Annotated in this window: 13 protein-coding genes; 10 read left to right on the top strand and 3 right to left on the bottom strand. The window is 68.6% G+C overall.

Going from position 1 to position 14805, the window contains the following annotated elements; genetic code table 11:
* The first annotated feature begins 395 nt into the window (after nucleotides 1-395).
* From HWW87_RS01070 to HWW87_RS01105, 8 genes are all read left to right on the top strand, one after another.
* Nucleotides 396-1568 (top strand): LLM class flavin-dependent oxidoreductase, encoded by a 1173-nt coding sequence (locus HWW87_RS01070; RefSeq protein WP_175818906.1) that lies wholly within the window; start codon nucleotides 396-398, stop codon nucleotides 1566-1568.
* Between the two features lie 50 nt (nucleotides 1569-1618).
* Nucleotides 1619-2665, top strand: a complete 1047-nt coding sequence (locus tag HWW87_RS01075) for an ABC transporter substrate-binding protein (protein ID WP_175818907.1) — start codon at nucleotides 1619-1621, stop codon at nucleotides 2663-2665.
* A gap of 33 nt (nucleotides 2666-2698) precedes the next feature.
* Nucleotides 2699-3493: an energy transducer TonB gene (locus HWW87_RS01080; RefSeq protein ID WP_175818908.1), complete on the top strand. Its 795-nt coding sequence runs from the start codon at nucleotides 2699-2701 to the stop codon at nucleotides 3491-3493.
* 40 nt (nucleotides 3494-3533) lie between these two features.
* Nucleotides 3534-4250 carry a MotA/TolQ/ExbB proton channel family protein gene (locus HWW87_RS01085; protein ID WP_174432461.1) on the top strand — a complete coding sequence of 239 codons (717 nt, stop codon included), beginning with the start codon at nucleotides 3534-3536 and terminating at the stop codon, nucleotides 4248-4250.
* Nucleotides 4250-4660, top strand: coding sequence for a biopolymer transporter ExbD (locus HWW87_RS01090; RefSeq protein ID WP_174432460.1), 411 nt, complete (start codon nucleotides 4250-4252; stop codon nucleotides 4658-4660). The genes HWW87_RS01085 and HWW87_RS01090 overlap by 1 nt, the downstream gene beginning before the upstream one ends.
* 35 nt (nucleotides 4661-4695) lie before the next feature.
* On the top strand, nucleotides 4696-5760 hold the full coding sequence (locus HWW87_RS01095) for an ABC transporter substrate-binding protein (protein ID WP_175818909.1): 1065 nt from the start codon (nucleotides 4696-4698) through the stop codon (nucleotides 5758-5760).
* Nucleotides 5757-6974, top strand: coding sequence for an MFS transporter (locus HWW87_RS01100; protein WP_175818910.1), 1218 nt, complete (start codon nucleotides 5757-5759; stop codon nucleotides 6972-6974). The genes HWW87_RS01095 and HWW87_RS01100 overlap by 4 nt, the downstream gene beginning before the upstream one ends.
* 196 nt (nucleotides 6975-7170) lie before the next feature.
* Entirely contained in the window at nucleotides 7171-9486 is a 2316-nt protein-coding gene (locus HWW87_RS01105; RefSeq protein ID WP_174432457.1) for a TonB-dependent receptor, read from the top strand.
* A 66-nt stretch (nucleotides 9487-9552) separates the two neighbouring features.
* Here HWW87_RS01105 and HWW87_RS01110 read toward each other — a convergent pair whose 3' ends face one another.
* Complete coding sequence (locus HWW87_RS01110; RefSeq protein WP_175818911.1) at nucleotides 9553-10572, bottom strand: NAD(P)-dependent alcohol dehydrogenase; 1020 nt, start codon at nucleotides 10570-10572, stop codon at nucleotides 9553-9555.
* Between the two features lie 126 nt (nucleotides 10573-10698).
* Between HWW87_RS01110 and HWW87_RS01115 the strand changes: the two genes are divergently transcribed.
* Complete coding sequence (locus tag HWW87_RS01115; protein ID WP_175818912.1) at nucleotides 10699-11628, top strand: LysR substrate-binding domain-containing protein; 930 nt, start codon at nucleotides 10699-10701, stop codon at nucleotides 11626-11628.
* Between the two features lie 123 nt (nucleotides 11629-11751).
* Here HWW87_RS01115 and HWW87_RS01120 read toward each other — a convergent pair whose 3' ends face one another.
* On the bottom strand, nucleotides 11752-11955 hold the full coding sequence (locus tag HWW87_RS01120; protein ID WP_059640397.1) for a hypothetical protein: 204 nt from the start codon (nucleotides 11953-11955) through the stop codon (nucleotides 11752-11754).
* On the bottom strand, nucleotides 11952-12545 hold the full coding sequence (locus tag HWW87_RS01125; RefSeq protein WP_244107112.1) for a hypothetical protein: 594 nt from the start codon (nucleotides 12543-12545) through the stop codon (nucleotides 11952-11954). Before HWW87_RS01125 ends, HWW87_RS01120 begins: the two co-directional genes overlap by 4 nt.
* A gap of 301 nt (nucleotides 12546-12846) precedes the next feature.
* On the opposite strand from HWW87_RS01125, the gene HWW87_RS01130 reads away from it, so the two are divergent.
* Complete coding sequence (locus tag HWW87_RS01130) at nucleotides 12847-14796, top strand: arylsulfatase (RefSeq protein WP_175818913.1); 1950 nt, start codon at nucleotides 12847-12849, stop codon at nucleotides 14794-14796.
* Nucleotides 14797-14805: the final 9 nt, after the last annotated feature.

Here is a 14805-nt window from a genome sequence, read left to right on the forward strand (position 1 = left end):
CGCCCGCGCGGGCCGTTCCACGTTGCAAGTTCCGGGCCAGTGAACGGAAACGGCCGGGCGGCCGGTGGCGCGGGCATCACGGGCGATGCACGGCACGGCGGCGGGCAAGCAGGCTGTTGCGTGAGCAACAGTCGCGTCGGGCGCTGTTGCGCGCGCAGCACCGGTGCGGCCGGTGCAGCAGCAGAGCGTGTGCGTGTCGAGCGATGTCGGAGAGCAGTTGATGCGCGCGATTCGAGCGCCGCACACGCCCGGCCTGCAAGGCGTCAAGCGCATTCACCAGCGGCCCCGCGAGCGTCGGAGCGAGCACGTTGGCACACCGCGTGCTTTACAGCGCTGCATACGCGCGGCACGCCGGTGCCGCACGCAATCCGAACGGGCCGACAAGGAGAATCCCGATGGCTGTTGAATTTCTGTGGCGCCTGCCGATGCACGGCGACGGCCGGCGCGCACACGATCTGCATACGCGCGGCGAATGGAATCGCCAGCGCGCATCGCGCGTCGCGCCGAAAGTCGACGACGACGATTTCGGCTACATCGACTATCTGTCGCAGGTCGCGCGCGCGGCCGACATCGCGGGCTTTCACGGCGCGCTGATTCCGATCTTCCGCTTCACCGAGGAGCCGTGGGTCGTGGCGGCCGCGCTGGCACGCGAGACGCGCCGGCTGCGGCTGCTGATCGCGCTGCAGCCGCATTTCGTGCATCCGGTCTATGCGGCGCAAATGGCCGCGAGCCTGCAGCGGATCAGCCGCGGCCGCGTCGAGTGGAACGTCGTCACGGGCGGCGGCGGTCCCGATCAGCGCGCGTACGGCGACTTCATCGATCACGACAGCCGCTATGCGCGCACCGACGAATTCCTCGACGTCGTGAAGGGCGTCGCGGCCGGCGCGCCGTTCACGTTCGACGGCCGCTTCTATCGCGTCGAAGCGGGCGGGCTGCTGCCGCCACTGAGCGGCCAGAAGCCGCCGCGGATCTATCTGGCCGGCGCGAGCGACGCGGCGCTCGCGGTCGCCGCGAAGCACGGCGACGTGCATTTGAGCTGGGGCGAGCCGCTCGCGAAGCAGAAGGAAGTGATCGATGCGGCGCGCCGCGCGCTCGATCGGCAGAACGCGGAACGCGACCTGCGCTTCGGCATGCGCATCGACATCCTGGCGCGCGAGACCGAGGAGCAGGCGTGGGCCGAGTTGCGGCAGATGTTCGCGACGGTGGGCGACACGACGCGCAACGGCTTCGGCGGGCGCGGCGGAGCGTCGGAATCGGTCGGCGCGAAACGCCAGTTCGCGCTGCACCAGGGCAACACGCAACACTTCGATGACCTGATCGTCGGCCCGAACCTGTGGGCCGGGATGTCGCAGATCCGCGGCGGCCCCGGCTGCGTGATCGTCGGCAGCCACGAGCAGGTGGCCGAACGGCTCGCGGAATACGTCGAGATCGGCGTGTCGACGTTCATCCTCGCGAGCAACCCGCATCTCGAAGAGGCGTACCGCGTGGGCGAAGAAGTGCTGCCGCTCGTCGACGGCGCGCTGAACGCGCGCGGCACGCAGGCAGCGCTGCGCGTGGCCGGCGCCTGAGCGCGGCGGCCTGCCGCCACGCATCCACGACAACGACAAGGACACTCACCATGACGACACTCGCTGCGCAGGCCACGGCCTGCGACGCACTCTGGTACACGCGCTGCCCGGTGCCGACCGCGCTCGGCATCGCCGTGCATCGCGGCTGGTTCGACGAAGAGTTCGGGCCGGACGGCATCGCGCTGCATTCGCTGCAGGAGACGCCCGACGCGGACAAGCGCGAATCGCACTTCGATCACAGCCTGCCGCACTCGTTCCGGCAGGGCGGCAACATTCCCGCGCTGTGGGCGCGGGCACGCGGCGCCGATACGCGCGTGATCGGCCTGTCGTGGACCAACGAATTCCAGGCGATCGTCACGCTGCCCGAGCGCGGCATCCGTACCGCGCGCGACCTGCGCGGCCGGCGGCTCGGCTTGCCGCGCCATCCGATCAGCATCGACTTCTGGCGCGCGGCCGCGCTGAAGGGCTTCCTGAGCGCGCTCGAACTGGAAGGGCTCGGCCACGGCGACGCCGAATGGATCGACCTGCCCGACACGCGCGAACGCCGCACCGGGCCTGCGTCGTTCACGCGCGGCCCGCATGAATACGGGCTCGAAATCGCGGCGCTCGTGCGCGGCGACGTCGATGCGGTGTTCATGAAGGGCGTGGCCGGGCTGGAAACCGTGCATTTGATCGACGCGCAGGTCGTCATCGATCTCGGCGCGCATCCCGATCCGCTGGTGCGGATCGGCAACGGCACGCCGCGCACGCTGACCGTCGATCGCGCGCTGATCGACGCGCGCCCCGATCTCGTGAGCCGCTTCCTGTCGGTCGTGGTCGGCGCGGGCGACTGGGCCGCACGCCATCCGGCGGAGACGGTCGCGTATATCGGCTGCGAAACGCGTGCGTCCGACGAGTGGGTGCGCTACGCCTATGGCGCGGACGTGTACCGGCATCTGGAGACGGGGCTCGCGCCGACGTCGATCGACGGGCTGGTCGCGTTCAAGGATTTTCTCGTCGAGTGGGGCTTTCTCGAACACGATTTCGACGCGCGCGCGTGGATCGATCCGGCGCCGTTCACGCAGATCGACCGGCACCGCCATGCGTGGGTCGCGTAGCGCGCCGCGGCGCGTCATTGCAAGGAGTCGAACATGACAGGGCTGACGATCGAATACGGCGTGCCGCCCGCACGCCGGCATGCGGCGCGTGCCGCGCCGCGCGCGGTGGCGGCAGTTGCACGGCCGCCTTCGGTGCCGCCGTCCGCGCAGGTTGACGCACGGCCGGCACCGGCGAACGGATGGCGCGGCGCGACCGCGATCGCGCTGGCCGTCGCGGCGCTGCATGCGGGCGTTGCGCTGCTGGCTGCCCGCGTGCCCGCCGCACCGCCCGTGCAGCCGCCCCGGCCGCTGCCGATGACGGTCGAGCTGACGCGGCCGCCCGAACCACTGCCGCAGGCTCCGCATCCGCCGCCGCCGGTCGTGCCGCCGAAGCCGTTGAAGCAGGCGCCGACTCCGCCGAAGCCGCGCGCGGCCGTTCCGCGTCCGGCGCCGGCTGCCACGCCGCAGGCGACGCGCGCAGCCGCACCCGCGCCGTCGACGCCGGCCGTCGCCGCGCCCGCCGCCCCGGCTCAGGCACTTGCACCCGCACCCGCCGCGCCGGTGCGCGAAACCGCACCGATCGGCGACGCGGCGTACCTGCGCAACCCGGCGCCCGACTATCCGGCGTTCGCGCAGGACCAGGGCTGGGAAGGGCGCGTCGTGCTGCGCGTGCACGTGCTCGCGAACGGCTCGCCCGATTCGGTCGAGGTCCGCACGAGCAGCGGCCGCCGCATGCTCGACAACGCAGCGGTGGCCGCCGTGAAGCGCTGGACCTTCGTACCCGCGAAGCGTGGCGACGAAGCGGTCGACGGCTGGGTCAACGTGCCGATCGATTTCAAGCTGGGCTGACCCGCCGGGCCGCCCGCCTATTTTTCAAGGAACTCACATCATGAACGCTATCCCGACCACCTTCATCGTCCAGGGCGCGCTCTGGCTGCTCGTCGTCTTCTCCGTCGTCACGTGGACGCTGATCGTCGTGAAGGCGATCCAGAGCCTGCGCTCGCGCGCGCGCAACCGGCGCTACGTCAGCGCGTTCTGGGCCGCGAACAGTTTCCACGACGCGGCCGCGCTCGACGGCGCGAACAGCCCGGTGGGCGAACTCGCCGCGACGGGCTTCGACGCGCTGCGGCGCGCCGACGAGAGCAGCGCGCACGATCTCGAACACAGCTGGAGCCGCCACGACCTGCTCGAACGCCATCTGCGCCAGCAGATCCACAATGCGCGCCGGCGCGAGGAAGCCGGGCTCGCGGTGCTCGCGTCGATCGGCAGCACCGCGCCGTTCGTCGGGCTGTTCGGCACCGTGTTCGGCATCATCCACGCGCTGACCGCGATCACGCACAGCGCGTCGGCGAGCATCGACGTCGTGGCCGGACCGATCGGCGAAGCGCTCGTCGCGACCGGGATCGGCATCGCGGTCGCGGTGCCGGCTGTGCTTGCGTACAACTTCTTCGTGCGCCGCGTGAAGGCCGCATCGGCCGATCTCGACGCGTTCGCGACCGACTTCGTCACGCTCGCGCAGAAGGCCGGCTTCCGTGTGCCGGCCGCCGTGCCCGCCGCCGCCCCGGCGCGCCGTTCCGACGACACCCGCCAGGAGGCGTTCGCATAATGGCCTTCTCGTCCTCCTCCGACCACGACGACGTGCTCAGCGAAATCAACATCACGCCGCTCGTCGACGTGATGCTCGTGCTGCTCGTCGCGTTCATCGTCACCGCGCCGCTGCTGAACAACGCGGTGCACGTGAATCTCCCGAACACCGTCGCCACCGCGCCGGCCGACCGCAAGCCGAACGTCACCGTGAGCGTCGACGGCAAGGGCGTCGTGTATCTCGACAAGCGCGCGGTTGCGCTCGCCACGGTGCCGGCCGAGCTGGCCGCGCTGAAGGCCGGCCGGCCCGACGTCGCGCTCGACCTGCAGGCCGACGAGCACGTGCCGTACGGCACCGTCGCGAAGCTGATGGCCGCGATCGAGCACGCGGGCATCACGCGGCTGTCGGTGCTCACCGCGCCGCGCGGCTGACGCGCCTTTCACGACTCCTTTTTGCGAACGCATTCATGAGCACCACGGCTTCACACAACGTCCAGTCGATCTGGTACACGCGCTGTCCGGTGCCGACCCCGCTCGGCATCGCCGCCCATCTCGGCTGGCTGGATCACGAATTCGCCGGCGACGGCATCACCGTGCGCGCGCTGCAGGAAAGCCAGCACGCGGCGCTGCATCACGCCCACGTCGACCATTCGCTCGACAACGCGTTCCGGCAGGGCGGCAGCATTCCGGCGCTGTGGGCGCGCGCGTCCGGCGCCGACACGCGCGTGGTCGCGCTGACCTGGGTCGACGAGGCCCAGGCGATCGTCGCGCTGCCGGAAGCCGGCCTGGCGCGGCCGAAGGACCTGCGCGGGCGCCGCATCGGCCTGCCGCGCCGCGACGGCGAGCGGATCGACATCTTCCGTGCGGCGGCGCTGCGCGGCTTCGTCAGCGCGCTGTCGCTCGACGGGCTCGGCCCCGGCGACGTCGAATGGGTCGACGTACCGGCGTCGAACCTGCGCGCGCCGGTGTCGACGCCCGCGACCCGCGACGCGGCGTTCAGCCATCCGGCGAGCCTGTCGAGCCGGCGGCTTTATGCGGCCGAGGCGGCCGCGCTGGTGCGCGGCGACGTCGATGCGATCTACGTGAAGGGTTCGCTCGGGCTCGAAACCGCACATCTGATCGGCGCGCAGCCGGTGGTCGACATCGGTTTCCATCCCGATCCGCAGATCCGCATCAACAACGGCTCGCCGCGGCCGCTGACCGTCAATGCGTCGACGCTCGAGCGCCATCCCGACATCGTCAGCCGCTTCCTCGCACGCGTGACCGATGTCGAAGGCTGGGCGCGCGAGCACGAGCAGGAAGTGCTCGGCTATCTCGGCCGCGAGACGGGCTCGGGCCACGACTGGCTGCGGCTCGCGTACGGCACGGACGTGCACCGGCGGCTGCGCACGGATCTCGACGAAGCGTCGATCGCCGCGCTCGACGATTTCAAGCGCTTCCTGGTCGACTGGCGGTTCCTGCCCGCCGACTTCGACGTGCGCGCGTGGATCGACCGGCGCGCGCTCGACGGCATCGCGACGCTGTCGCGGTGAGCACGCCGGCACGCGTCGCCGACGCATGGCGGCGCGAGCGCTTCACCGGCGGCTTCATGCTGCTCGCGCTCGCGAGCGGCACGACCATCAGCATGGCGCAGCTCGCGACGACGCTGTATGCGCTGGCGCTCGGCGTCGACGACGCGCGGCTCGGCATCATCGCCGCGATGGAGCCGCTCGGCATCGCGCTGATGACGTTGCCGGCCGGGCTGCTCGTCGCGCGCTACGGTGCGCGGCGCGTGTACTTCGCCGCCAGCATGGGGCCGATGCTGCTCAATCTCGTCGTGCCGTTCACGGGCGCATGGCCGCTGATCGCGCTCACGCAGGGGCTGATCGGGCTGTGCATCCCGTTCCGGATCGTGTCGATCAACGGCGTGTTTCTCGCGCGTCTCGCGCAGATCGGCCTCGCCCGCGCGGGCTGGTATCGCGCGGCGATGTCGATCGGAACGGGAATGGCGGGGCCGTGGCTCGCGAGTTGGCTGATCGGCACGCACGGTGCGGTCGCGACGTTCTGCGCGGCATCGGCGAGCTTCGCGGGCATGGCGTTGTTCAGCCGCGCGTTGCTCGGCGATGCGGAGCCGCCGCCGGGTGGTGCGTCATTTCAAACCGGCGGCCTGCGCGCGTTGCTTGCGCTCGCGTGGAGTCGCGACATACGCGAGCAGCTCGTCGTGGAAGCGGTGAACAGCGCGACGCGCGCACTCGTCGGCACCTATACGGTGGTGCTCGCGATCCAGTCGCTCGGCCTCACGCAGACGCATGCCGTCGCGCTGCTGACGTGGCAGGGCGCGGTCGCGGTGATCGCGCTGTTCGGGCTCGGGCACGTCGCGCAGCGAATGACCGAGCGCCGCTGTCATGCACTCAGCCTCGCGGGCGGCATGGCCGGGCTGCTCGCGCTAGGCCTCGGGCGCGATGCATGGACCGTCGGCGCGGGGCTCGCCGCGCTGTGTGCGGGGTCGTCGCTGCTGCATCTCGTCAACATGCAGCATCTCGGCCGTCATCCGGCCGACAAGAGCCAGGTGTCGAGCCTCTACAACCTCGCGTCGATGACCGGCGCGTTCTGCGGCCCGCTGGTCGGCAGCGCGCTCGCGCCGCTCGTCGGGTTGCGGGCCATGTATCTGTGCTGGGTGCCGGTCGTGGTGCTGGTCGCGCTCGCGCTTCGGCTTGCGCACAGGCGTCGCGGCGCGACGCAGCCGCTGCCTGAGAAGCTGTCCTGACGATTTCGGAATCGAGCGGTGTTGCGTGACCAGCAATTTGCTTCCGTTCACAGATGCGCATGCAGCAACACCGGTGCGGCATGCACGCCGCAAGCCCCGTGCGACGGGCATGTCGATGCTGGCATCCGAATTGCATGAGAGAACCGTGCGTCGCGCACGCACGTGCGTTCAACCGATCAAACAGGATGACTCATCGATGTTCAGGAAAAAACTAATCGTCACCGCGCTGGGGGGACTGCTGACGGGCGGCGCCGTATCGTTGCCCGCGTGGGCAGAGGGCGGCGCGGCGACGGCGGGCGCGCCGGACGCGAAGCCGGCGCAACCGGCACCGGACGACGCGGCTGCGGCCGCGCCGAAGGCGGTGCGTGCGACCCGCGGCACGGCCGCACGCGAAACGAATCTCGGCACGGTGACCGTGACGGCGCGCCGGCGCAAGGAGCGCATCCAGGACGTACCGGTCGCGGTCAGCGCGCTGAGCGGCGATGCGATCAAGAACAACGAACTGCGCGTGATCAACGACGTGACGAAGTACGTGCCGAACTTCACCGGGCAATCGACCGAGGGCCGCGAGCGGCCGCGCTGGTTCCTGCGCGGCGTGGGCAGCAACGATCCGTCGGACCTGTCGCTGAGCCCGATCGGCGTGTACTTCGACGACGTGTACATCAACAGCGTGTTCGGGCAGGGCTTTCCGCTGTTCGACCTCGACCACATCGAAGTGCTGCGCGGGCCGCAGGGCACCCTGTGGGGCAAGAATACGGTCGGCGGCGCGCTCAGCATCACGTCGCAGAAGCCGACGTTCGACGTGAGCGGCTACGGCAAGCTCGGCCTTGGCCAGTACAACAGCCGGCTCGCGGAAGCGGCGATCGGCGGGCCGATCGGCAAGAACGACGTGCTGGCCGCGCGCGTGTCGGTGTATCACGAGAATGCCGACAGCTTCTACACGAACACGGTGCAGCAAGGGCGCTTCGGCGGCTTCCACGACAACGCGGTGCGCTTCCAGGTGCTCGCCGTGCCGACGTCGGATACCGATTTCCTGTTCAACATCCACGGCCGAAACTACACCGGCGGCGGCAACGCATGGCACGCGGAAGGCGCGGGGCGCGGCGGCACGAACCAGTTCGGCTTCGTCGGGTCGAGCGATCCGTATACGGTGTCGCTCAATGCGCCGTCGAGCGATCACATCTCGTCGTGGGGCACGTCGCTGACTGCGCACTGGCGCATCAACCCGGCGGTGTCGCTGACGTCGATCACCGCGTTCGAAGGGCTGCACCGCTGGTACCAGGACGACGCGGACTATTCGCCGGTCGATGCGGCGCGCTCGCACGACCGCCTGTCGAGCCGGCAGTTTTCGCAGGAATTCCGGCTCGAATCGCCGCAGAACGACCGGCTGAGCTGGATCGTCGGCACGCACCTGTTTACCGAGCAACTGGCTGAGCAGGGCGCCGGCGGCGGGCTGCCAGGCTCGCCGTCGCCCGCGTACTACCATCTGACCGACCTCACGCAGCACACGCAGAGCGCGGCGATCTTCGGCAGCGTCAAGTACCGGTTCACCGACCGCTTCAACGTGACGGGCGGGCTGCGTTACACGATCGAGCGCAAGACCATCAACCTGACCGGGCTGCAGGATACGGGCAACGTGACGTTCAGCGATCCGAACAGCTGGTGGTCGCCGTCGTCGGTATCGTCGCCGCTCGCGGTCAGCGCGCGGCAGAACCAGACGAACACCTGGCGCGCGCCGACCTGGGACATCACGCCCGAATATGCGCTCAGCAGCAACGTGCGCGCGTATTTCCGCTATGCGCGCGGCTTCCGCTCGGGCGGCTACAACGGCAACGCGTATACGCAGAGCACGGTGTCGACCGTGTCGCCGGAGTTCCTGACCGATTACGAGGTCGGCATCAAGAGCGAGTGGTTCGACAAGCGGCTGATCGTCAACGCGAGCGTGTTCCACTACGACTATCGCGACATCCAGGTGTTCGCGCTGGCGCCGAACCCGTTCGGCGGGCCGCCGGTGTCGACGCTGTCGAATGCAGGGCAGGGGCGCGCGGACGGCTTCGAGCTGGAGCTGAAGGCGCAGCCGGTCAACAGCCTGTACCTGTTCGCGAACCTCGGGATGCTGAACACGCGCTACACGGAATTCCGCAACGTGCCGACGGCCGTCGGCAACTCGTTCGCGCGTTCGCCGCATACGACGCTGAACGCGGGCTTCGACTATCGCGTGCCGGTGTCGTTCGGCACGCTGACGGCGGGCGGCGACGTGAACTACCGCAGCCGCGAGTACTTCAGCGCGACGCGGCAGACGATGCCGCAGCTGTGGCAGGGCGGCTATACGGTGCTGAACGCGCATGTGTCGTACACGACGCCGAACCAGAAGTACATCGTGACCGGCTACGTGACGAACCTGACGAACAAGGTCTACAAGAAGCTCGAGCTGTTGCCGTCGTATGGCGCGTATCCGGCGCTGTACGGCGATCCGCGCACGGTCGGGATCACGCTGACCGCGAAGATCTGACGGGCGGTGCCTGCCGCGGTGCCGGCGCGTGGCGCGTCGAGCCGCGGCAGGCCGCCCCTTCAGGCGTCACGATGCGACGCGAATCACCACCTTGCCGAAGTGCTGCCCCGATTGCAGGTACGCATACGCTTGCGGCGCCTCGTCGAAGCCGAACACGCGATCGACCACCGGCTTGATCCGTTTCGCGTCGACGAGCCGCACGACGTCGTCGAGCATCGCGCGGCTGCCGACCATGAGGCCGTGCAGTTGCTTGATGCCGCCAATCAGCGACAGCAACCCAAGGGCCGGCCCGTCGAAGCTGCTGACCCCGCCGATCACCGACACGATGCCGCCGATTTTCGTCGCGGCGACCGAGCGCGGCAGCGTGTCGCGTCCGCCGACTTCGACGACGAGATCCGCGCCCGCACCGCCGGTGAGCCGCAATACTTCATGTTGCCATTCGGGCGTCGCGCGATAGTTGATCGTTGCATCCGCACCGAGTGCGCGGGCGCGTTCGAGCTTCGCGTCGCTCGACGACGTGATGATCGTGCGCAACCCGGCGGCCTGCGCAAGCTGCAGCGCGATGATCGACACGCCGCCCGTGCCGAGCAGTACGACGGTCGCGCCCGGCCCCAGTCCGCCGTCGACGAACAGCGCGTTCCAGGCGGTGACGCCCGCGCACGACAGCGTCGCCGCCTCGTCGTAGTCGAGATGCGCGGGAATCGCGACCAGCGCGGCTTCGTCGGACACGAAGCGTTCGGCGAGCACGCCGTCGAATTGCGCGCCGGGCGAACCCGATACTTTGTGCGGCGTCGGCGGCCCGTCGATCCAGCGCGGGAAGTAGGTATTGATCACGCGGTCGCCCGGCTTGAAGCGCGTGACGTCGCGGCCGGTCTCGACGACTTCGCCGGCGCCGTCGGCGACCGGGATCAGCGCGTCGGGGCCGATGCCGAGATAGTCGCCGCGCGCGAACATCAGGTCGCGATAGTTCAGCGCAGCCGAATGGATCTTGACGACGACGTCGGTCGGCCCGACCGGGCGCAGCGTCGCGTCGATACGCCGGAGCCCCGCAGTGCCGTCGCCCGGTTTGATTTGCCATGCATGCATGTCGACTCCTTTTCGAGATAGTCAGGACTATCATAGTGTTGCGCAGGCGGACGCATTGGCGAGAATTCGGCCAATGATTGTCGCCGGTACGGATACAACTCTGTCATCCCATCGGAGCGGAACGGCATGGACGAACGGCTGAGAGGCGTTGCCGAATTTGTCGACGTCGTGGAATCGGGCAGCTTTGCGGCGGCGGCGCTGCGCCTCGGCATGACGCGCTCTGCCGTCGCGAAGATCGTCGCGCGGCTCGAACTCCGTCTCGGCGCGCGGCTGCTGCAGCGCACGACGCGCCAGCTCGGCCTGACCGACGAAGGGCTCGTCTATTACGAGCAATGCCGGCGGCTGCTGGCCGAACTCGGCGAGACCGAGGCCGCGCTCGACGCGGGCCGCCGCGAGCCGGCCGGGCGCGTGCGCATCAGCGTGCCCGTGCTGTTCGGGCGGCAGTGCGTGGCGCCCGTCGTGCGGCGTCTCGTCGAACGCCATCTGCGACTCGAAATCGACGTGTCGTTCAGCGATCGCGTGGCCGACCTCGTCAACGACGGCTTCGACCTGGCGGTGCGCATCGGCGAGCTGGCCGATACGAACGCGCTGGTCGGCCGGAAGCTCGGCGTGCAACGCATGGGCATCTGCGCGTCGCCCGCGTATCTCGCGCGTCATGGCCGGCCGGCGGGGCTCGATGCACTCGGGTCGCACGTCGGCATCGCGTATTCGCGCGGCGGGCAGCCGACGCCGTGGCGGATCATCGGCGCGGACGGCGCGGTGCACGACCATCGCGCGGCCGGCCGGCTGCGGTTCGACGACCTGCAGGCGATCGCCGAGGCGGCTGCGGCCGGCGCTGGCCTCGCGTGGCTGCCGTGCTGGCTGATGGCGCCGTACGTGCGCGACGGCCGCCTCGCGCTGGTGATGGACAGCGACAGCGTGTCGGGCGCCGAGGTGTTCGCGGTGCGGCCGGCGTCGCGTCACGTGCCGTCGAAGGTGCGTGTGGTCGTTGATGCGCTGGTCGACGAGATTCCGCACATGCTGGCGTCGGACGACGCGAACGGCGAGCGCGGATGACGGCGACCGATTCTCCGGCGACGACGCGACAATCTGGTTGGATGCGCATCGCGCTCGCGCGCGTCTCGCATAGTCAGCCTGAACCGAGGGAGGAAAAGCCGGCAAGTCGCTTTTTTCGGGAGACTAACGCTTGCGTCGTCGCGGATCGATGCCGTTTTGCTCAAGCAGCTTGCGCAGCCGCGAGTTTTCGATCCACAGTGAAGCGAACGCGGTCACCGTCATCAGGATCGGAAACCATTCGCCTGTCGCGCTGATGATCGCCCAACCTACGGCCGTGACAATCAGTGCCGTGACGATGAGAAGCAATCGGTCTGCAAGCCACTTCATTGCGCACCCCGGATCGCAGTGTTCGTCTTCAGGCCGAGATAGCTGTGCGAGCCAGGTGCAAGCACTTCGGGATGGCGCAGAATTTGAGCCATGACCAAAGGGTGAACCGCGAGTCCGTAACGTGTAGCCCATCGAGCGACCGCCAAAGACATATTGATTCCTCGCTTGCCGACTCCGCATGCCAATGACGCATCGGTTGCGACCATCAAGCTGCCAATGACTGCGCCCAGATAGATGCTGGCAAGAATCGAACTGCCGATGGTGACGCCTTCCAACTTCGTCGTGGCGCCAATCAGTTCACCGACCGTTGCATCTGCACCTAATGCTTTCAAGACATCCATCATCGCGGCAACGCTGACGATGGACGTTTGTAGTGTTGCGAAAAGCGTTGTTGGAACGGGCATGTGCAACGCGGTCATGTTTGCATGGAAGGCTGTGGAAAAACTCGGACATTTCGACATCTGGATTTTCTCGGGATAAGTCGTGAAATTCTTACATATCCCTTTCTCTAGATTGACCGGCAACTCTGGCAGGTTGTCGAGCAGGCCGATCGAGTTTAGATCGGATGATGGCGCCGGTGATATCCCCACCAATCGTGCCGGGTGGCGTTGATGCTGACATGCCGACCGATCGCGCCAGCCTCCGCGATTGTCGCGATCGGCGTAGTTTTGTTGCTCGCCTTGACCGTCTTGAGACCTTTTCTAACGTTTTCACGCCAACGATGGCGGGGGTATGGAGAACGTTGTAGCGACTACTCGACGCAACGCCGCCGCCGACCGCACGACGCGCAGCGCATATTCCCCCACCCCGTTAGCATGTGACGAATCCGACTTTGGGCGCCGCGCGAGCGACGCTAAGATCGCCGATCCCGTAGATCGAGCGTCAACAATAATGAAAAAGTCCGCGTCGCCGTTGCATGCTTTTCGTTTCCGTGTCGTCTGCGCCGCGATTGCCGGCGCGGTGTCGCTCGCGTCGTGCGGCGGCGTCGACAGCGATCCGCCGCCGCAGGCCAGCGCGACGCCCTCGGCCAAGCGCCCGAACATCCTGTACATCATGGCCGACGATCTCGGCTATTCCGACATCCATGCGTTCGGCGGCGAGATCAACACGCCGAACCTCGACGCGCTCGTCGCGTCGGGCCGCATCCTGTCGAACCACCACACGGGCACCGTCTGCGCGATCACGCGCGCGATGCTGGTGTCGGGCACCGATCACCATCTCGTCGGCGAAGGCACGATGGGCGTGCCGACCGACGAGCGGCGCGGGCTGCCCGGCTACGAGGGCTACCTGAACGACCGCGCGCTGTCGTTCGCGCAACTGCTGAAGGACGCCGGTTATCACACGTATATCGCGGGCAAGTGGCACATCGGCTCGGGCATCGTCGGCAGTACGACGGGCAGCGGGCAGACGCCGGACCAGTGGGGCTTCGAGCGCAGCTACGTGCTGCTCGGCGGCGCGGCGACGAACCACTTCGCGCACGAGCCGGCCGGCTCGTCGAACTACACGGAAGACGGCCGTTACGTGCAGCCGGGCCAGCCCGGGCAGCCGGGCGGCGCGGGCGGCAGCCCGGCCGTGTTCTATTCGACCGATTTCTACACGCAGAAGCTGATCTCGTACATCGATGCGAGCAAGCAGGACGGCAAGCCGTTCTTCGCGTACGCGGCCTACACGTCGCCGCACTGGCCGCTGCAGGTGCCCGATCCGTGGCTGCACAAGTACGCGGGCGTGTACGACGCCGGCTACGACGCGATCCGCAACGCGCGGATCGCCCGGCAGAAGGCGCTCGGCCTGATTCCGGCCGATTTCAAACCGTTCGACGGACTGCCCGAGACGACGGCCGCATCGCCCGCGACCGCGAACAACGGCGCCGCCAGCGCGAAGTACATCAGCGCGGTGCATTCGGCCGCGGACGGCTACAGCGACTACGGCCCCGGCAAGGTCGACAAGCTGTGGTCGAGCCTGTCGCCGGCCGAGCGCCGTGCGCAGGCGCGCTACATGGAGATCTACGCGGGGATGGTCGAGAACCTCGACTACAACATCGGACTCCTGATCCAGCATCTGAAGGACATCGGCGAATACGACAACACGTTCATCATGTTCCAGTCGGACAACGGCGCGGAAGGCTGGCCGATCGATTCCGGCGCGGACCCGACGGCGACCGATACCGCGAACGGACAGGACCCGATCTACTCGACGCTCGGCACCGACAACGGCAAGCAGAACGCGCAGCGCCTGCAGTACGGGCTGCGCTGGGCCGAAGTGAGCGCGGCGCCGTTCCGGCTCACGAAGGGCTATTCGGGCGAAGGCGGCGTATCGACGCCGACGATCGTGCACCTGCCGGGCCAGTCGCAGCCGTTGCCGACGCTGCGCGCGTTCACGCACGTGACCGACAACACGGCGACGTTCCTCGCGGTCGCGGGCGTCACGCCGCCGTCGCAGCCGGCGCCGCCGCTCGTCAACACGCTGACGGGCGTCGACCAGAACAAGGGCAAGGTGGTCTACAACAACCGCTACGTGTATCCGGTCACCGGCCAGTCGCTGCTGCCGGTGCTCACGGGCTCGGCGACGGGCGAAGTGCATACGACGCCGTTCGGCGACGAAGCGTATGGCCGCGCGTACCTGCGCAGCGCCGACGGCCGCTGGAAGGCGTTGTGGACCGAGCCGCCGCTCGGGCCGCTCGACGGTCACTGGCAGCTCTACGATCTGGCGGCGGATCGCGGCGAGACGACCGACGTGTCCGCGCAGAACCCGTCGGTGATCGGCACGCTCGTCGACCAGTGGAAGGCCTACATGAGCAACGTCGGCGGCGTCGAGCCGCTGCGTCCGCGAGGTTACTACTGAGCGCGGGGG

This window comes from Burkholderia sp. BCC0419, from assembly GCF_902830285.1.
In the GTDB taxonomy this organism is placed as follows: Bacteria; Pseudomonadota; Gammaproteobacteria; order Burkholderiales; family Burkholderiaceae; genus Burkholderia.